11 protein-coding genes are annotated in these 19678 nt (G+C 46.5%); 8 read left to right on the top strand and 3 right to left on the bottom strand.

Annotated elements, in window-relative coordinates:
* Positions 1–174: 174 nt before the first annotated feature.
* The 3 genes from QME03_RS03065 to QME03_RS03055 form a co-directional block, all read right to left on the bottom strand.
* A complete protein-coding gene (locus QME03_RS03065) occupies positions 175–1134 on the bottom strand; it encodes a D-2-hydroxyacid dehydrogenase (protein ID WP_281723426.1) in 960 nt (319 codons plus the stop codon).
* 150 nt (positions 1135–1284) lie between these two features.
* Positions 1285–2559: a replication-associated recombination protein A gene (locus tag QME03_RS03060; RefSeq protein WP_273262856.1), complete on the bottom strand. Its 1275-nt coding sequence runs from the start codon at positions 2557–2559 to the stop codon at positions 1285–1287.
* Between the two features lie 83 nt (positions 2560–2642).
* Positions 2643–3521 carry a hypothetical protein gene (locus tag QME03_RS03055; protein ID WP_281723425.1) on the bottom strand — a complete coding sequence of 293 codons (879 nt, stop codon included), beginning with the start codon at positions 3519–3521 and terminating at the stop codon, positions 2643–2645.
* 394 nt (positions 3522–3915) lie between these two features.
* Here QME03_RS03055 and clpP point away from each other — a divergent pair, with 394 nt between their 5' ends.
* The 8 genes from clpP to QME03_RS03015 all read left to right on the top strand — a co-directional run bounded on the left by clpP (position 3916) and on the right by QME03_RS03015 (position 18892).
* Entirely contained in the window at positions 3916–4578 is a 663-nt protein-coding gene (gene clpP / locus QME03_RS03050) for an ATP-dependent Clp endopeptidase proteolytic subunit ClpP (RefSeq protein WP_110370203.1), read from the top strand.
* Between the two features lie 165 nt (positions 4579–4743).
* Positions 4744–5976, top strand: a complete 1233-nt coding sequence (gene clpX, locus QME03_RS03045; protein WP_273115904.1) for an ATP-dependent Clp protease ATP-binding subunit ClpX — start codon at positions 4744–4746, stop codon at positions 5974–5976.
* 183 nt (positions 5977–6159) lie between these two features.
* Positions 6160–8337 (top strand): DNA helicase RecQ, encoded by a 2178-nt coding sequence (gene recQ, locus QME03_RS03040; RefSeq protein ID WP_281723424.1) that lies wholly within the window; start codon positions 6160–6162, stop codon positions 8335–8337.
* Between the two features lie 1052 nt (positions 8338–9389).
* Positions 9390–12527, top strand: a complete 3138-nt coding sequence (locus tag QME03_RS03035) for a SusC/RagA family TonB-linked outer membrane protein (protein ID WP_281723423.1) — start codon at positions 9390–9392, stop codon at positions 12525–12527.
* 14 nt (positions 12528–12541) lie between these two features.
* Positions 12542–14059, top strand: a complete 1518-nt coding sequence (locus QME03_RS03030; protein WP_281723422.1) for a RagB/SusD family nutrient uptake outer membrane protein — start codon at positions 12542–12544, stop codon at positions 14057–14059.
* Between the two features lie 12 nt (positions 14060–14071).
* The gene (locus tag QME03_RS03025; protein ID WP_281723421.1) at positions 14072–14746 is read left to right on the top strand and encodes a DUF4843 domain-containing protein; all 675 of its coding nucleotides are present in this window, start codon (positions 14072–14074) and stop codon (positions 14744–14746) included.
* Positions 14747–14866: 120 nt separating this feature from the next.
* A complete protein-coding gene (locus QME03_RS03020) occupies positions 14867–16501 on the top strand; it encodes a PKD-like family lipoprotein (RefSeq protein ID WP_281723420.1) in 1635 nt (544 codons plus the stop codon).
* Between the two features lie 78 nt (positions 16502–16579).
* Positions 16580–18892 (top strand): zinc-dependent metalloprotease, encoded by a 2313-nt coding sequence (locus QME03_RS03015; protein ID WP_281723419.1) that lies wholly within the window; start codon positions 16580–16582, stop codon positions 18890–18892.
* The last annotated feature ends 786 nt before the right edge of the window (positions 18893–19678 follow it).

The following is a 19678-nucleotide window of genomic DNA, read 5'->3' as shown; positions in this document are numbered from 1 at the left end:
AATTATCCTGAAAGGGAAAGGGATGGGCAAAGCCCATGTTTTGGGAACTTGTTGTTATCGAGCGTTCGCGCACAAGGCGAACGCTCGATGTGTAAATAGTTTGTCTTGTTATAGTGAACGGCGGGGCTTAGAGCTTGCGTGCCGTGCCTTATAGGTGATTGGTGGCAGCGCTTGTTAGAGAGCGTTAACCACGTTTTGGGGTTTTCCTGCAATGAAAGCTTTGGCATTAGCAATGGCAGTGGCCAGCAGTCGGCCCCTAGCTTCGGCCGTAGCCCATGCAATATGGGGTGTGATAAAGGCATTGGGCTGTTTGAGTAGTGGGTTATCGGCTTTGGGTGGCTCGCTGCACATCACATCTGCGCCATAGCCAGCCAGCTTGCCATCGGCCAAAGCTTGGGCCACGTCGACCTCATTAACCAGCGGTCCGCGCCCAGTGTTCACCAAGATAGCTCCCTGTTTCATCTTTTCAATCGACTGGCTGTTAATCATTTCGCGTGTGCTCTCGGTGAGCGGACAATGCAACGACAGCACGTCGCTTTGCGAAAGCAGTTCGTCGAGGTTGGCTTTCATAATGCCTTCGGGCATTTCATCGGCCTTTTTGCTTGAGAGGGCAATGACGCGCATGCCAAAAGCGCGTGCAATGCACGCCACCTTTTGTCCGATGTTTCCTAGTCCCACGATACCGAATGTTTTGCCCGCCAGCTCGCAAAGTGGTGTATCCCAGTAGCAGAAGTCGGCAGCTGCGCTCCATTGTCCCTTACGGTTTTGGTTGGCGTAGTGTTCAATGCGGTTGGTGATGTTGAGTACATGGGCAAACGTCATTTGTGCAACACTGTCGGTGCTGTATGCAGGAACGTTAGATACAACAATGCCGCGGGCGCGCGTTTCGTCAACATCGATGATGTTATAACCAGTGGCAAGAATGCCAATATATTTGAGTTGGGGTAGTTGTGCGAGTGTGTCGCCCTTGAGAACCACCTTGTTTGTTAGAATCATGTCTGCGTCTTTAGCGCGCTCAATAACTTCGTTAGGCGAAGTGCGGTCGTATATTTCCACCTCACCAAAGGTGTTTAGCTCTTTCCAGGAGTAGTCGCCGGGGTTGGCAGTATAGCCATCTAATATTACGATTTTCATGTTTTAAATTTTATTTTTGGGTGATATGTTGTTGATATATTAATCTTTGACGCGTTTTGCAGCCAACAAGTAGAGTGCCTGTTGCCGTTGTTGCCAGTGATGCAGTAGGCATTTTGTGGCAATTATTCAGGAAAGCCATATTGTGGTGGCCTATTTCTTCTTGTCTCCCCACAGTTGCACCATGCGTTGGTGTAGCTTTTCTTCGGCAGGCGAGTTTTGTGCGAACCAAAAACGTGCGTCTTTAAGTTCGTCGGGCAGATATTGTTGTTGTGCAAAATGTCCCTCGTAGTTGTGTGAGTATTTGTATCCGCTGCCGTAACCCAGTTGTTTCATCAATTTTGTAGGTGCATTACGCAGGTGCAAAGGCACGGGGAGATTGCCTGTTGAGCGTGCCGTTTCGAGTGCAGCATTGATGCCTTGATAAGCAGAATTGCTCTTTGGGCTGGTGGCAAGGTAGACGGTGGCCTCGGCTAAGGGTATTCTACCCTCGGGCCAGCCTATTTTCATCACGGCATCAAAGGCCGCATTGGCGATGAGCAGGGCATTGGGGTTGGCCAATCCGATGTCTTCGGCAGCACTGATAACCAGTCGGCGGGCAATAAACTGTGGGTCTTCGCCCCCCTCAATCATTCTTGCCATCCAGTAGAGAGCAGCATCGGGGTCGCTTCCGCGAATGCTTTTGATGAAAGCCGACACGATGTCGTAGTGCATTTCGCCATCCTTGTCGTAGGCCAAGGGGTTTTGTTGCAGGCATTTCACCACCATTTCGTCGGTTATCAGTACATCGGTGTTAAGCGGTGAGGCCTCAACCACCAGTTCAAGAATGTTTAAAAGTTTGCGCGCATCGCCTCCGCTATACCTTATTAGGGCGGCATTCTCTTTCACTTCGATGTGTCGCTGTTGCAAAATCACATCGGTTTTGAGGGCGCGTTGTATCAGTTCTTCCAAGTCTTCTTTGCTAAGACTCTGCAAAACATAAAGCTGACAACGTGAGAGCAAGGGGCGAATAACCTCGAACGAAGGGTTTTCGGTGGTGGCACCGATAAGTGTAACCACGCCTTTCTCTACCGCTCCCAGTAGCGAATCTTGTTGCGATTTGCTAAAACGGTGTATCTCGTCGATAAAAAGGATGGGCGAATGCGAACCAAAAAAGCGCCCACCTTTGGCCTTTTCAATAACATCGCGCACATCTTTTACGCCACTTGTCACTGCGCTAAGCGTGTAGAAGGGTGTTTCTAGCTTCTTAGCAACGATTTGTGCAAGCGTGGTTTTACCTACCCCAGGTGGCCCCCAGAGTATGAAAGAGGGTATGCGCCCTGCTTCAATCATGTTGCGAAGCACGGCATTTGGCCCAACTAGATGTTTCTGCCCAACGTAATCGTCGAGCGAACGTGGGCGCAGTCTTTCGGCTAATGGTTCACTCATTGCTGCAAAGGTAGCGAAAACGTGCTACTCCACAAAATAAAAAAGATGTAGATTGGTGGCTGGTGTGCAAGCATTGAATGAGACTAGCGAGTGTGAGGGACTGCTGGCATGATTGTGGGCGAACTGTTGTGACGCTCGAATATGAGTTTTTCAAGGACGTCGCGTACCATTTCGCCAACTGGAACTTCTATGGTGAACTTCTTAGAAAAATGATATTTGGGTGTGAGAATGGGCGAAACAATCCATTCGCGGCGATAGGAATCGTAACGTCGTTGCACGCCAAGGTCAACACCATAGCGATCGTTTTCGAGGGTGAAATAACCGCCGTAGGCCGAACTGTTGACGTAAGGAAAGGCGGCCATAGATAGGAAAGGCTGCACGCTGTAATAGCTACCGAAGGCTGTTGCACTGACATAAGGACTGAACCGATAGGAGAGCGAACCGCCAAGACCGAATTGTGTGGCTGTGTGGAATGTGCGATAGCGGTTGGCTGAGGCGAAAACCGAGAACGAAAGCTTGTCCCAAGTGCGACTAACGCCCACCGTTGCGCCTTGCCTTACAAGCATGGTAGGAAAAGTTTCGCGGTAGCTCTGCCCGTAAAAGTTTAGCCCTTTCCATTCGCTTAGCTGTCCAGCGCGGTTGTAGTTGGTGGCAGGCGTGGAAGATAGGCTCGTTGTTTGCGTGGGCATGGGCTGTGTTAGGCGTAGGTTTAGGTTGTCGTTTGCATTCCAAAAACGGTTGGCAATGGCAATGGAGTCGGCTATCGAGAGCGGTTTCTCTTGCACGTTGGGGCTGGTGAAGAGTGGCGTTGCAGGACTTAGCGTGGGGTTTGGCTCTGCCAGTCGGGGTTTGGGCAACGGTCGTTCGGTGGTTTGCACCGTTTTTCGGAGCTTCTTTTGTTCCTGTGCAAGGGCGTTTGTGCAACATAGCAAACCACAAATCAATAAGCAAATTTGTTTCATAATTGGCGATGTTTGATTTTCTTTTGTGCGTGCGGAGCAGGGATGAGGGTTTTTAGGGACATTCCAATTGCGAATTTACGATATTATTTCGACAACCGCAATAGCTTGTTGCTGATTTAACGTGGTTGTGGTATGACGTTTGCAACAGTGTTATTGGTGCGTAAGTAATTGCATCGCGCCATTGCATGTGTGGCGAGATAGAACGCACCTTATATAATAGGTGTGGCGAGGTGGTGGCATAGCGGTTGTGCGCACCATTAAAAAGGGTGTGGAAAAATACCCTTAATATTTTTGGAGTAGACACTTTTTTTATTAACTTTGTTGTTCAAACAAACGGGATAGGTGGTCAATAGGCCCTAAACCCCAATCATCAAGAAAGGATATTAATACGAATATGAACGATTTTAGAAAGTATGCCACTGGACATCTCGGTATGAACGGGATGGTGGTAGACGATGTGATGAAGGCTCAGGCAGCTTATCTCAACCCCTATATTTTGGAAGAACGCCAACTGAATGTAACCCAAATGGACGTGTTTTCGCGCCTGATGATGGACCGCATCATCTTCCTTGGTACCGAAATTAACGACTATACGGCCAATACATTGCAAGCCCAGTTGTTGTATCTCGACTCTGTTGATGCAGGAAAAGATATTTCTATCTATATCAATAGCCCCGGTGGAAGCGTTACTGCAGGTCTTGGTATCTACGACACCATGCAATTTATCTCTAGCGATGTGGCTACTATCTGTACGGGTATGGCTGCTTCGATGGCTGCAGTGTTGCTGGTTTCGGGTCAAGAAGGCAAACGTTCGGCTCTTCCTCATAGTAGGGTGATGATTCACCAACCATTGGGAGGTGTGCAAGGACAGGCTTCTGACATAGAAATTGAGGCTAAAGAGATACTTAAATTTAAGAAAGAACTCTACACCATCATCTCGAATCATTCGCATACGCCATTCGATAAGGTATGGAACGACTCTGATCGTAACTACTGGATGAACGCCGAAGAGGCTAAGGAGTATGGAATGATAGACTCTGTGCTGGTGAAGAAATAATATAAACAGCGAAAAACCTGTGCATTGGCTAAGGCTATGCACAGGTGTACATAGCTGTTGAACCTCGGCATAGCGTGTGGGACAATCTGTTTAGACCATTACATGAAGGCCAAACAAAACCAACAAGACAAGCGGAACTAAGCCGTTAACAAACGAAAGGAATAAATGCCAAAGAATGTATGTAGCTTCTGCGGAAGAAGCGAGAAAGATGTAAACTACCTTATAGCAGGACTTAATGGTTATATCTGCGATAACTGTGCTCAGCAGGCGTACGAGATAACCAAGTCGGCCAATGCTTCAAAGGCCAAACCCAGTAAGGGAAAAAAGAACCAAGCCTTGAAAGATGTTCCCAAACCAATGGACATCAAAGCTTATCTCGACCAATATATCATTGGGCAGGACGAGGCTAAACGCTACCTCTCGGTGTCGGTTTACAATCATTATAAACGCTTGGAACAGCCCATTGGTGATGATGGCGTGGAGATTGAAAAAAGCAATATCATCATGGTGGGTAGCACTGGTACTGGTAAAACGCTTATGGCGCGAACCATTGCCAAACTGCTTGACGTACCTTTTACCATTGTGGATGCTACGGTATTTACCGAAGCTGGATACGTGGGAGAAGATGTGGAGAGCATACTTAGCCGACTTTTGCAGGTGGCCGACTATGATGTGGCCGCTGCCGAACGAGGTATCGTCTTTGTTGACGAGATTGATAAAATTGCCCGAAAGAGCGATAACCCCAGCATCACACGTGATGTTAGTGGCGAAGGTGTGCAACAAGGATTACTAAAGCTACTAGAAGGCACCATGGTAAACGTTCCACCAAAGGGTGGACGTAAACATCCCGATCAAGATTACATCCATGTTGACACAAGAAACATTCTGTTTATCTGCGGTGGGGCTTTTGATGGCATTGAAAGAAAGATTGCACAACGACTCAATACGCACGTTGTGGGTTATAACTCGGTGCAAAATGTGCGCAAAATAGACAAGGGCGACTTGATGAAATACATCCTTCCACAAGACCTTAAGTCGTTTGGATTGATTCCTGAAATCATTGGACGTCTGCCCGTGCTCACTTATCTTAATCCGCTTGACCGCGAAGCCTTGCGCCGAATATTGGTGGAACCGAAAAACTCGATTATCAAACAGTACGAAAAACTGTTTAAAATGGACGGCATAAACCTGAACTTTGACAACGAAGCGCTCGACTATATCGTGGATAAGGCCGTGGAATATAAACTTGGCGCACGCGGACTGCGTTCCATTGTCGAGGCTGTGATGATGGATGCTATGTTCGAAGTGCCATCGAAGAAGGTGAAAAACTTCGATGTTACCTTGACCTATGCTAAAGAACAATTAGACAAGTCGGGCCTGCAAGAACAGGCTGGCTAAACAATAAAACATGAACAGGAGGCGCTGTGGACGAGAATCGGCCGCAAAACAAAAACGTCTAAACATGCTTGCTAGCCAAGAATGGCCCTTGGGCTAATACAACCAAGTTGGCAGCGCCACCTGTTTCAGCTCTTTCCCTGCGCGAAAGCTAATAATCTCACATCTGTGAAACCTAGACCATTTATGACTAAGGACGTTAATCTTACAGAACCGCTAAAACAATATTTTGGTTTCGACTCGTTTAAAGGCGACCAAGAGGCTATCATCCGCAATCTTCTTGCGGGTAACGACACCTTTGTACTCATGCCAACTGGTGGCGGTAAGAGCCTGTGTTACCAGTTGCCGTCGCTCTTGATGGAAGGAACAGCCATCGTTATATCACCACTTATCGCACTGATGAAAAACCAAGTGGACGTGATGAACGGCATGAGCGAAGACGGATGCGTGGCTCATTATCTTAACTCGTCGCTTAATAAGGCGGCCATACAGCAGGTAATGAACGACGTGAGACGTGGTGCAACGAAGCTTTTGTATGTAGCACCCGAGTCGTTGGGTAAAGATGAGAATGTGGACTTTTTGCAGTCGGTGAAGGTTTCGTTCTATGCTGTAGACGAAGCGCATTGTATTTCGGAGTGGGGACATGATTTTCGCCCCGAATATCGCAATATTAGGCCCACCATCTTGCGTATCGGCGAGGCGCCCGTTATAGCGCTTACGGCAACAGCAACAGACAAAGTGCGGTCGGACATCAAAAAAAACCTGGGTATCTGCGACGCATTGGAATTTAAAAGTTCGTTTAATCGCCCTAATCTCTACTACGAGGTGCGCCCCAAAACGCAAGATGTTGACCGTAATATTATTATGTTTATTCGCCAACATGCAGGTAAAAGTGGTATTATTTATTGTCTCTCGCGTAAGAAGGTGGAAGAGTTGTCGGCCATATTAAAGGCCAATAACATCAAAGCCGAACCCTATCATGCAGGCTTAGACAGTGCCAAACGCTCGCAAACACAAGATGATTTCTTGATGGAACGTATTGATGTGATTGTGGCTACCATCGCTTTTGGTATGGGAATTGATAAGCCCGATGTACGTTTTGTTATCCACTACGACATCCCAAAGAGTCTTGAAGGCTATTATCAAGAGACGGGTCGCGCGGGTAGAGACGGTGGCGAGGGACTTTGTGTGACGTTTTATTCTAACAAAGACCTGCAAAAACTGGAGAAATTTATGGAAGGCAAACCCGTGTCCGAGCAAGATATCGGCAGACAATTGCTCCTGGAAACGGCCGCTTATGCCGAGTCGTCGGTGTGCCGTCGCAAAATGTTGCTCCACTATTTTGGCGAAGAATATATGGAAGAAAACTGTCATAACTGTGATAATTGCTTACATCCTAAATCCAAACGCGAGGCCAAAGAGGCTCTGCTCATCGTGCTTAAAGCGGTAATGGCCGTTAAAGAAAACTTTAGAAGTGACTATGTTGTCGATTTTGTTAAGGGCAGACCAACAGACGATTTGGTGTCGCATAAGCATCACGAATTGGAAGATTTCGGGGCAGGAGAGGATGAAGACGACAAGATTTGGAACCCTGTGATACACCAAGCACTTATTGCAGGCTATCTTAAAAAGGATGTGGAGAACTATGGTTTGCTGAAACTTACTTCGGCTGGAAAACGTTTCATTAAACAACCGCAGCCCTTTATGATTGTGGAAGATACCGATTTCGACGACGAATTTGAAGAAGAATCGAGAGATGCATGTGGCTCAACACTCGACCCACAATTGTATTCCTTGCTCAAACAGCTGCGTAAAGACGTGGCTGAAAAACACAACATGCCACCTTATGTTATCTTTCAAGATGTGTCTATCGAACAAATGGCCGTGGCTTACCCCATTACACTTGAAGAATTGCAAAACATTCCTGGTGTGGGAGTGGGTAAAGCTAAACGCTACGGGGAAGCTTTCTGCCAATTAATAAAGACATATTGCGAAGAAAATCAGATTGAAAGGCCAGAAGAACTAAGAGTAAGAACCGTAGCCAAAAAATCCATGAACAAGGTAAAAATTATTCAAAACATCGACAGGCAGATGGCACTTGACGACATTGCCGACTCACTTAACATGGGGTTTGACGACCTTTTGAGTGAGATTGAGACTATTGTGAACAGCGGAACGAAACTCAATATAGACTATTTCCTTGAAGAAGTGATTGACGAAGACCGCGTTGATGAAATATACGACTATTTCAGGGAAAGCGAAACCGACGACCTTGATACGGCTGCAGAAGAACTTGGAGGTGATTATACCGACGATGAAATTAGGTTGGTGCGCATTAAGTTCCTTTCGGAAATGGCGAATTGAGTTGCACCTTGGCTGTCTAGCGCGTAAGGAATGTGGCATTTTTGTATGGCCAAAGCCCGCGATATTACGTGTTAAGCGCACAAATCGTTAGTGGTGTTAAACGAAAAAAATTAAAAACAGGCACAAAAATATACTAAGTTGCATGGCTTGTGTCTGTTTTGATTAGTTGAAATTGTGTGCATCGTTCTAGGGCTTCCGCACCCTGTTTTTGCCCAATAAAGACTACGACTGTAGCCAAGGGGTGTGAGAAATGCACTTCGTTTTCGCGCTTCCCTCATCGCAACGCCTATTGTTTGCTAGCTAAATGCATGTGGTTTAACCATGTTGCGATGAAATGCTGTTGGTTGTAACGCTTGGTTATGCCACGGGTTATATGGTAACTATTGAGGCACAAGGCGTATAAAGCTACCAAGGGTGCGGGCATATCCTTCTACTTTACAACTTTAATGCCAAATAAATGTTGTGCTTGAAGAATCATTGCTTCATTGCAATTCTTAGTATTGAGCGAGCGAGACCAATATCTAAGTGAGGGAAAATTGTTGTTATCGTCTGTTGCTTGCAAGAAGATAGACGCACCATTGCGACTTAGAATATAACCCTTAATATTATTGCGTATTACCCATTTTCATTCGCATTTTGTTGGAAGCTCTTCAAACTCGTCTGCAGTAGGCAAACGATAGCGATGAGAGTTATAGTCTTTAGTGGCAGCGTTGTCTTCTGGCTGTAGCGTAGTCAAATTGTCTTATACTTTATTTAATATGAATAAAGGGCGCAAATACATTCAAAATATTTGCATGTTTGTAAAATAAATCCTAAATTTGCGAACGTAAATACATGTTTTAAAGTAACTAGGGTGTGTGCCAAGACACCGCTCTCCTACACATACCATATACTAGACACATCGTTAACCCCGTGCCGACCTTTCTCCATGCAATGCCGACACACAAACAACTAGCTTCACAATAGCCCAGAACAAGGCTTACTCGATGCGCTCGCGCAAATTGTTGCCAATGTGAACAGGCTACAAAATACCAATCTCAAAACAACTGATTATGAAAAAGAACCTAGTGCTAAGAGGCATTACCTCGTGTTCACTTCTGCTTTTTCCCTTTTTCTGTGCCTGGGGCTCCATTCCATCTGCACCAGATAAGGGCGCACAACGCGCGCCACTCTTGCAGAAAGGCGACGACGGCAGAGTGGATGTGAGAGGACATGTGGTGGCAGATGAGGATGGATTACCCGTGATGGGAGCCACCGTTACGGCTATCGCAACAGGACAAAAAACCGTGACCGACGGAGATGGTAACTTCTTCTTACCGGGCATTAAGCAGGGAACCGAACTACATATCACCTATGTGGGTATGCAGACCATCAATGTTAGGGCCAAGGCTAATGTCACCGTAAGGCTTAAATTGGGTGCAAAGATGCTCGACGAGTTTGTGGTTACGGGTATGTTTAATAGAAAGAAAGAAGGATTTACTGGGTCGGCCATTACCATGAAAGGCGAAGATATCAAGCGATACAGCGCCACCAACATCGCCAAAGCTTTGTCGGCCATCGCTCCAGGATTACGTATCGCCGAGAATATCGTTAGCGGTTCTAACCCCAACAACCTGCCCGACATGCGCATGCGAGGAGGTGCGAACATGGATTTAGCTAGCTCGGCTAGCAGTAAGGTGCTTGCTGTGCAAGGCGAATACGAAACCTATGCCAACCAACCCTTGCTTATCATGGATGGTTTTGAAATAAGTGTGCAAACTTTAGCCGACCTCGACCCCGACCGCGTGGCTTCTGTTGTGGTGCTAAAAGATGCCGCCGCAACGGCCATCTATGGCTCGAGAGCCGCTAACGGCGTTATCGTAATCGAAACAAAAACACCTAAACCTGGACGTATATGGGTGACCTATGGCGGCGAACTCCGCGTGGAAAATCCCGACCTCACTGGGTATAACCTCATGAACGCTAGCGAAAAACTGGAGGCCGAACGCATAAGCGGACTGTATACTATGGGTGGAGCAACAGTTGATAAATGGAGATTGTACCAATCTAAGTTGCGACAAGTGCTTTCGGGAGTCGATACTTATTGGCTTGATAAACCCTTGCAAACTTCCTTACAGCAACGACACACCGTTACGTTGGAAGGTGGCGATGAGGCTTTACGCTATCGTATGTACGTGGGATATAACCATTCGCCTGGCGTAATGAAAGGTAGTAAGCGCGATGTGCTTACTGGTGCACTCGATTTTCAATATCGATTGCCTAAGGTGTTGCTCAAAAATAGCATCACACTGGATAACTCTACAGCCGACGAATCGCCCTGGGGAAGCTTCGACCAATATGCATTGCTCAACCCATATCTTAAACCTTATAGCGAAAATGGAGAACTTTTGAAGCGACTAGACGACTTCTCAGGACTGGGAGGCGACTCGGATTACCTCAATCCAATGTATAACACCACGTTTAACAGTAAAGACAGAAGTAAGAATTTTAGTGTTCGCGAACTGTTTAAGGTGGAATATACACCGCTGAAAGATTTGCGATTGGAAGCTGCTTTCTCGCTCTCCAAGAGCGTGGGAAGCAGAGATAAGTTCCGACCTGCACAACATACGGCTTTTGATGGACTAACCGACCCCACACTCAGGGGCGATTATCGCCGCAGTCAAAGCGAATTAGTGAAGTGGGGCATCGACCTTACTGGTAGCTGGAATAAGCAATTGGCCGACCATTATATAACGGCTAATGCCCGAATGAGTGTTCAAGAACACAGCCGAGAAACCTATGGCAACTATGTTACGGGCTTTCCAAACGACAATATGGACAACTTGCTCTTCGGTAAGAAATATAATGAGAAGGTAGACGGCATCGAAAGCACCAGCAGAAGCATTGGATGGGTGCTGGCTGGTGGCTATTCGTATAAGTATAAGTACTCGATTGACTTCAATTTACGACTGGATGGCTCGTCAGAGTTTGGTAAAGACAACCGTTGGGCGCCATTCTGGTCGGCTGGCTTGCGTTGGGATGCTAAGAAAGAAACGTGGTTGGCTAACCTCTCGTGGCTCTCCGACTTCGTTCTGCGTGCCACCTACGGCACTACAGGCTCGCAAGGCTTCAACCCCTATCAGGCTCATGGCTACTACACTTACGCCAACTTGCTGCTGCCTTACTACTCTTCGGACGCCACAGGTAGCGAAATTCTTGCTATGCACAATGAAAAACTAAAGTGGCAAACAACACATAACCTCAACTTGGGATTGGAATTGGGGGCTCTAGACCATCGACTTACGGCACGCGTGGAATACTATCGCAAGGTTACTAATAACATGATAACCATGGTGAGCCTTGCTCCATCCGTGGGATTTGCCCAATATCCCGAAAATATTGGTAAACTGGAGAACCGCGGATGGGAACTGACACTCTCGGCAATTCCTTATCGCAACATGGCCAAACAGTCGTATTGGACTGTTACCATTAATGGTTCGCACAACACAGACAAGCTCTTGGAAATATCAGAGGCCATGAGACACATCAATGACGTGAATGCTGGAAACCTAAAAAATGCTCCCTTGCCTCGATACGAAGAAGGACAGTCGGTTAATCGCATTTGGGTGGTGCGCTCATTAGGCATCGATCCCGCCTCGGGCGATGAAATTTTGCTTAGACGCGATGGCGAAATGACTAGTGCTGTATATTGGGATGCCAAAGATGCAGTACCTGTTGGCAACACCGAACCAACTTGGCAAGGCCATATCAACACCTCGTTCACCTACATGGGCTGGGGTATAGACGCGAGCATGCTGTTCCGTTTCGGCGGGCAGGTGTACAATCAAACCCTCATTGATAAGGTTGAGAATGCCAATCTTAAATACAATGCCGACCGCCGCGTAACGCAACTGCGATGGCTAAGGCCTGGCGATAGGGCTATGTTCCGCGAAATAAACCCCAATGGCTCGGAAACCAAGGCCACCTCGCGTTTTGTTATGGACGAAAATGTGCTGCAAGGTAGTTCGCTCTCGCTTTATTACCGCATGGACCGCAACAATACTCCCTTCTTAAAACGCGTGGGCGTTAACTCGGCAAGGCTTGCTTTCAACATGGAAGACTTTTTCTACCTCTCTACTGTCAAGCGCGAAAGGGGTACAAGCTATCCTTTCTCACGCCAATTTATATTCTCGCTCAACGTCGGATTTTAATTTAGGAGAACTCAATGATGAAGAAAATACAGATATTATTGCTGGGAGCGATGCTGGGACTTACTGCTTGTAACGATTGGTTAGACGTAAATCCCAAAACCTCTATCCCTACAGATAAACAGTTTAGTTCTGAATCGGGATTTAAAGACGCACTAACGGGCGTGTATATCAAAATGGGTTCGGCCACACTTTATGGAGCCGACCTCTCGTATGGCTACATAGACGAACTGGCAGGCATCTATTCGGGCTATCCTGGATACGAAACTTCTATCGTTTTCGACCAAAGTATGGTGTACGATTACGATAATAAATTCAAGACTAAAAAGAACGCTATCTACGCCGATTTCTATAATGTCATTGCCAATGTAAACAATATTATTGCTCACACCGAATCCAAACGCGAGGTTCTTGTTACACCGCGATATTACGAAACTATGCGCGGTGAAGCCTTGGCCCTACGTGCTTTCTTGCATTTCGACCTGCTGCGACTCTTCGGACCTATATATAAAGAAGAGTCTAACGCAAAGGCTATCGCTTATCGCACCACCTACGACCGCGTGCCTACACCCATATTAACGGCTCAAGCTGTGGTGGAAGCGGTGCTAAAAGACTTGCACGAGGCAGAGGACCTGTTGAAATCATCAGACCCACTCGACTTCTTTACCGACCCTTACGACGAGGGTTATAAGTCGAAAAACGCCTTCTTAATCAACCGCGAGTTTCGTATGAATCTCTTTGCCGTAAAGGCCATGCTTGCTAGGGTGTATTGTTATAAAGGTGATGCCGAAAGTAAAGCGCTAGCTTTGAAGTATGCGCGCGAGGTAATCGACGCCAATCAACACTTCAAACTCATTGATGCACAGTCGGCTGCCAATTATAATTCCATCCGTTATAGCGAGCAAATATTTGGTCTTTCGGTCTACGAACTCGACAAATTGCTTACTGCCAATGGCATGGATGCCGAAGGCGAACGCAGCGATATGCATTATACCACCAGCGAAAGCCATTTTAACGAGTTCTTCGAAACAGCGGGTGTGGGCGTTACCGATTGGCGTAAACTGCCCGAAATGTTCGAACTAACGGGCGCTTCTGACGTCAGAGCCTTCTGTCGTAAGTATAATCAGAAACCTTTGAAAGAAGCCTACACCTACGTTGGAGCCGATGCCATCCCGCTTATTCGCTTGCCCGAGATGTATTATATCGTTGCCGAATGCGAACCCGATGCACAGAAAAGTGCCGATGCGCTTAATGCTGTGCGCTTTGCGCGTGGCATATCGTTTGCCGATGAGGTGCGCACAGAGCATTATGACGATGCCCAACCCATGGCTGGAGTAACCAGAACGCAAACCAAACGCATCAACGAAATCATGAAAGAATATCGCAAGGAGTTCTTCGCCGAGGGCAAATTGTTCTTCTTTCTCAAAGCGCATAACTACGAAACATGGTTGGGATGCGGTGTCAATAGCATGACTAAGACGCAATATCGGATGCCACTCCCCGATGATGAGACGATACATGGTAATAACAATTAAGGTAACGAAGGTATGAAACACATCTTATATATGCTCTCACTGTTGTTTGTTACAAGCGCCTTTGTGGGCTGTAAGCAAAACGAAATTGAACTTTACAACCAATCTTCACGCGTAAACTTCTATGCAAGACAACGCATCGTGGAGTTTGTTGATACAGATTATGTGAAGAAAACGGAGTTTAAAACCGATAGCTTTGCTGTGCGCATTCAGGGCGTTAACCTCGAAGCACCACGCAACTTCTGCTTGAAAGTGATGCCTGCTGAGGGCTATGAGGCTTCACCCGAACTGCAATTGGCCGACAAATACACGTTCTCGGCGCTTGACACCGTGTGCCAAACCTACTACTATCGGGTTAAACGCCCCGAACTTAAGCGTGGTAACAAAGCCTTTGGATGCTTAGTGGCGTTCGATCAGGCCAATCCCAACCACCAATTTGATAAGGGACTGGTGGAACTCAACCAAATGTTGGTGAACGTGCGGTGGCAATTGCGACCCTATAACTGGGACGAAGGCGACTGGGGTGAATATAGTGATGCCAAGTATATCTATATGATGGACGTGCTGGGTAAAGATTATTCGCAGCTCACTTACGACGATTTTGATACGGTTAGCAAAGCTTACGAAGCCTATTTGGCAGCAGGTAAACCGGCCATCGTCGACGATAAAGGCATGCCTATATCCTTCTAAGCAATTCGTAAATGTTAATAACTGGCGCAATAACGTTGCTCATGCATCGCTAAATCTTGCAAAACGCAAGAAATAGATACGTGTAGCCAGAATAATTACCAATTAACATCGACAGTAATAATGAAAATGAAACCACAAATAATAAGGTTTGCCCTTGCATGTGCCGTGTTCGTCTTGGCAGGATGCTACGAAGATAAGGGAAACTACGACTACCACGATGTGAATGGCGTAAAAATAGAGATAGACGAACCGCAAGTACGTATGCCTAAAACCGATGATGCCGAGGTGACACTCAAGCCCATTATCGCGCAAACGATGGCAACGGGCGATGAAAATCTTGATTTTCAATGGCTGATAATCAAAGAAGATGCCAAAGCACTATCGGATAATATGAACGATTATATGCCTTATGCTAAGGGTAAGGAGTGCAAGGTAACGGTGAAAGCTGGGCAGACAGACAATATCGGACTGCTGCTTGTGGTGACCGATAAAGCAAATGGCACGCAATGGTACAAAAAAACGCAGGTGAAAATTGTGAAACCGTTTAATCCTTGCTGGTTTGTGTTGCACGAAAAAGATGGGAAAACGATGCTGGGTGCCGTTGAAGGCGCACCCGATGGCTATTTTGTCTATGCTGATGTTTACAAGTCGGAACGCAACGAGCCATTCCCACTCCAAGGAAAACCGCTTGCCTTGGCTGCACGTAAGGTGTATGGCAGCAAAGAGGCCACCAGTGTGTTCGGCTTTTTGGGCTTTTCGGCCAATCCCGGAATGGTTATTGCCACCACAAAGGGGGTGGCTTTGGTTACGCCTAGCACACTTGCGGTGAAATATTCCACGGAAAAAATTCTCTTCGAACCCACTGCTGATGGTAAGCAAATTAAGTTGCAAACCTATAAGATGGATGCACATGGCGAACTATTGGTTAACGATGGCAAAGCCTATTTCGCACACATGGATGGCACGTGTGTGCCCTATTCGGTGAAAGAGGGCGACAAATATCCCACCATCTCGGCTTATGGGGCTGGCCAAAACGTGCTATATTTCTACGATTCGCAAAACCATCGCTTCTTAAAACGGCCGGCTTTCGGACTGTCCGACTTCTATGGCACACCCTATAAGTCGGTTTCTATGCGCCGATATGGTAGCGCATGGGTAGACCGTGGTGTGCCTGTAAGACCTGTGGGGCAGCGCGACACTTATGTCAACGCCTTCAATCCTGATACCATTCCGGCCGACTTAACCATTACCGATATTGTTGCTGGTGGCGCCTATGGCAGTCAATTATATGGCATTGGATATCGCACGGGCAGTAAACAACTCACGGTGTACAAGTTTAGTTGTCGCGACACAGAGCCGCATTGCGTGGCGCAATACACGGTAAACATGCCGTCAGAGGTAGATTTAAGCACCGCTAAGTTTGCTGCAAGCTACGCCTTTTCGGCCGACTTGCTGTTTATGGCTGCTGCAAACAAGGTTTATCGTGTAGACCTAAAACGCAATAAGGTGGTTGAAGTGTATGCTGCACCGAGCGATGCACAGGTGGTTTGCGCCAAATTTAAGAACCGCGAAACGGTCGAAATCTTGGGTACAACGATGGGCGTGGCTTATAATCAGGGTGATAAAGGCATGGTGGTTGAACTAAAACTCACTGCCTCGGGCGACTTAGCGCATGTTTCCAACGCTAGTTTTGTTTATGGCAATGGTAGTCTCCCCTTTGGAAAAATAGCAGATATTACTTATAGTTACGAATAAAGGTGTAAAGAGAAACGTGCGCTGGGCATACTGTGCTTAGCGTGCGTTTTTCTTTTCTTTGAAACGATTATTTTAATCATGTTGCGCAAAGTTGGTCTGATCGTTGTCTTTGCCCTGCTTTTTGTGGTGGCCAAGGGGCAAACGGTTTCTCATTTCTTTTCTAATAATCCCAAAACAAATGTGTCGAACGGACTTTTCACCACATATAAGGTGGGCGAAAAGCTTTATTGGGAAATCCCCGACACATTGTTTGGGCGAGAGTTTGTGTCTTCCATTACGGTGCTTAAGGCTCAAAAACTGGATAAGACAACTCAAAGCGGCCCAAAATGGGGTTATCCAGGCGACATGATTGGTCCTGTTTTCTTTGGCATGGAGGTGCATGGCGACAAGTTGTGGATTACTCATCCCCAGTATAATCGCTATTTCACGGATAGCACTTCGGTGTTTTCGCGCCTTGCATTAACCAGTTCCACTACTCGTGTTTACGAGCGGTTGCCTATCATTCAGCGTTCGGCCAACAGCATTTTGGTTGAAGTGGGCGAGTGGCTTAAGCATTTTCCGCTGTTCTCCATGAGCATTGCCTTCTTAGATTTTAAGCTTGGCAACAAGCAAAAGCAGTTTGATAAGATAGAGAAGATTGACGTTAAGCCCGACCGTTTTTTGTTTCAGGTGTCGCGTGTATATGATTATAATTCGTTTTTATCTTCTCCCCACGAGCCCGATACAACCCCTAAAACGGTTTCTTACTTAACGGGGGTGTGCATTGCACTCATGCCTAAGCAATTGCTAGAGCCTGTTACGGTAGGGTTGGGTTCGTATTTTACTATTTCGCGCCTAGCTATTGGGGGAGAAAGTATGCCTTCTCGGCGCAGCATTGTTAAGCGATGGCGACTGGAAGTGCCACCAGCACTGCACCAACGCTATCTTAATGGCGAACTGGTAGAGCCAATACGCCCCATTGTGTTTTATGTTGATCGCCAAATGCCCGAACAAATTCGCAATGCAACCATCAAAGCCGTACGCAATTGGTTGCCAGCCTTCGAGCAAGCAGGCTTTAAAAACGCCATTGATGCGCAGCTGGCACCTGAAGACTCGGTTAATCCCTACTTTTGTCCCTACGACATAACTGTGCCGTTTATTTCGTGGAAGGAGTCTAATTTTCGTAATGCCTATGGGCCAACACCGTGCGAACCATGCGGAGGCGAAGTGGTGGGATGCCATATTGGCGTGTTTAGCGGGGTGTTAGACTTGCTTAAGCAGTGGTATTTTGTGCAATGTGGTGCCAACGATCCTGCTGCTAGGCAGCCTGAACTGCCCGACTCGGTGCTCAATGTGCTGCTCGAATTGGTGCTTACACACGAAGTGGGGCATTCATTGGGCTTAGAACACAATTTCTTAGCGTCTTCGCATTTCTCGCTAGATAGTCTTCGCAACAACGATTTCCTTCATCGCAACGGCATAACAACCTCGGTTATGGACTATGTGCGATGCAACTACGCGCTAAAACCAACTGATAAGGTAAGCTTGCGCAACCGCATTGCCCGATTAGGGGTGTACGATTGTTGGGCTATTGCCTGTGCTTATCGCTGGTTTCCGGGTAAAGATGAGGCTGAGAGGCAGGCCAATCGCAGTCGATGGATTAACGAAACCAAGGGCGATAGCTTGCTGGCTTTCGACAGCGGAGCAGATGTTATGGCCTGTGCAGAAGACTTGGGTAACAACCATCTGGCGGTTAACGAGCAAGGCATAGAAAATATTAGGCTGCTTTGTGCCGATTCTGCAATATGGATTTCGCGCGACAGTGTGCAACGAAATCTCTTCCGCAACCGCCATGAAGGATTGGTTGAGCATTATCAGCACATGCTCTCTCATGTGATTAGGCATATCAATGGTATAAAAAAAGCCAATCTCCCTCCTTCGGTGTTCAATCAGCTAGAACCACCCCACGTAGCTAAAAATGCAGTGAAGTTTTTGCAACGCCATTTCTTTTTGCCACCTTCATGGCTCTTCGATGCTAGGTTCGAACGACTGCTGGCTGTGCCAATGGCAAGCAAAAGAGAGCAATTTTGCAAACAAATATTCGACTCGTGGCGGGATATGCTTTTGACTTTAGACCGGTATGCCGACATCGCACCAGAACGAATACAGGCTGTTGACCTGCTGCGAAGTGCTTACACGGCTTTATATCAGTTGCAGACTGCCGAACCCAAAGCCAATTCGTTGTTGTATTTTATGCGTAAGCAATATAGCAAAATGCTGTCTAACTTGCATGGAAAGGATGCTATAACCATCTCTGCACCATTACTGATGGAGGTGGATAAGCAAATAAATACGGTGGGCTCGGCTAAACTTTATTTGCCGCGAAAGGCTAAAACGTTGCGCAAACAATAACCATCACCACGACGTTTGGGGGCTATAATTTGCTCGATGGTATTGTTTTGCTTTAACAGCCACGAGCAGGGAACTGCATTTTGCTGTAGTGCGAACCAAGTTTACACTTTTAACTCCAATCGGTTATTAGGCCACAATGTTTCCAGAATTCTTGTTTTTGTGTTGTTTCTAGGCTCTCTAATGACTGGTTTGGGTTTAATGGTTTTGATGAATTGTAAAATATTTGCACTAAATTTTAACACTGAGAGTGCCTTCGGTGCGAAATTTTCGAGTATAGGGCTAAAAAACGCGCGTATTTTTAAAGTTTGTAAGGTGCTGATTTCTTGTGGTTTACAGTGTTTTTATACTAAAAACCCCTTTTTAGTCCTGCAATAAAGATAATTCTCGCTGGCGAAGCGCCAGTTTGTTTGTGATGAGACTGCTTTTTATACGCTGTTAGTGAATTGGATGTAAAAAGCGCTTTGTGTTTTCTTAATCTTGTTTTGGTGAGCAAATAGTTGCGTTTATTGTTAATATTGCAGCAAAATGACGCTGTAAAAACCATTAAAATACCTTGCATTTAGCAGCAAAACGCCTTGCAATATGCAGCAAAACGCAAGGCTATTTGGTGCTAAACGCAATGCGTTTTGCTACAAAACGCAGAAAATAATGCATGGAAAAATGCCACTTTTTTGTTGACGCGAAGGCAAAAATGGCGCTATTTATTTAAAACTAGAAATGCAAAACCATAGTAAATAACGTGAGTTCGACGAATTATAAGTGTCTATAAATTTGGTGATTAGCGAA

Origin of the sequence: Hoylesella shahii (assembly GCF_937990675.1) — a bacterium.
Taxonomy (GTDB): Bacteria; Bacteroidota; Bacteroidia; order Bacteroidales; family Bacteroidaceae; genus Prevotella; species Prevotella shahii.
Note: the sequence above shows the minus strand (reverse complement) of the source record. Positions and strands in the feature narration are given on the sequence as shown.

What these genes read in the sequence shown, in the direction of transcription:
- QME03_RS03015 (WP_281723419.1), top strand. Translation starts at nt 16,580, where the DNA reads ATGTTGCGCAAAGTTGGTCTGATCGTTGTCTTTGCCCTGCTTTTTGTG.
- QME03_RS03020 (WP_281723420.1), top strand. Translation starts at nt 14,867, where the DNA reads ATGAAAATGAAACCACAAATAATAAGGTTTGCCCTTGCATGTGCCGTG.
- QME03_RS03065 (WP_281723426.1), bottom strand. Translation starts at nt 1,134, where the DNA reads ATGAAAATCGTAATATTAGATGGCTATACTGCCAACCCCGGCGACTAC.
- QME03_RS03035 (WP_281723423.1), top strand. Translation starts at nt 9,390, where the DNA reads ATGAAAAAGAACCTAGTGCTAAGAGGCATTACCTCGTGTTCACTTCTG.
- recQ (WP_281723424.1), top strand. Translation starts at nt 6,160, where the DNA reads ATGACTAAGGACGTTAATCTTACAGAACCGCTAAAACAATATTTTGGT.
- QME03_RS03025 (WP_281723421.1), top strand. Translation starts at nt 14,072, where the DNA reads ATGAAACACATCTTATATATGCTCTCACTGTTGTTTGTTACAAGCGCC.
- QME03_RS03055 (WP_281723425.1), bottom strand. Translation starts at nt 3,521, where the DNA reads ATGAAACAAATTTGCTTATTGATTTGTGGTTTGCTATGTTGCACAAAC.
- clpP (WP_110370203.1), top strand. Translation starts at nt 3,916, where the DNA reads ATGAACGATTTTAGAAAGTATGCCACTGGACATCTCGGTATGAACGGG.
- QME03_RS03060 (WP_273262856.1), bottom strand. Translation starts at nt 2,559, where the DNA reads ATGAGTGAACCATTAGCCGAAAGACTGCGCCCACGTTCGCTCGACGAT.
- clpX (WP_273115904.1), top strand. Translation starts at nt 4,744, where the DNA reads ATGCCAAAGAATGTATGTAGCTTCTGCGGAAGAAGCGAGAAAGATGTA.
- QME03_RS03030 (WP_281723422.1), top strand. Translation starts at nt 12,542, where the DNA reads ATGATGAAGAAAATACAGATATTATTGCTGGGAGCGATGCTGGGACTT.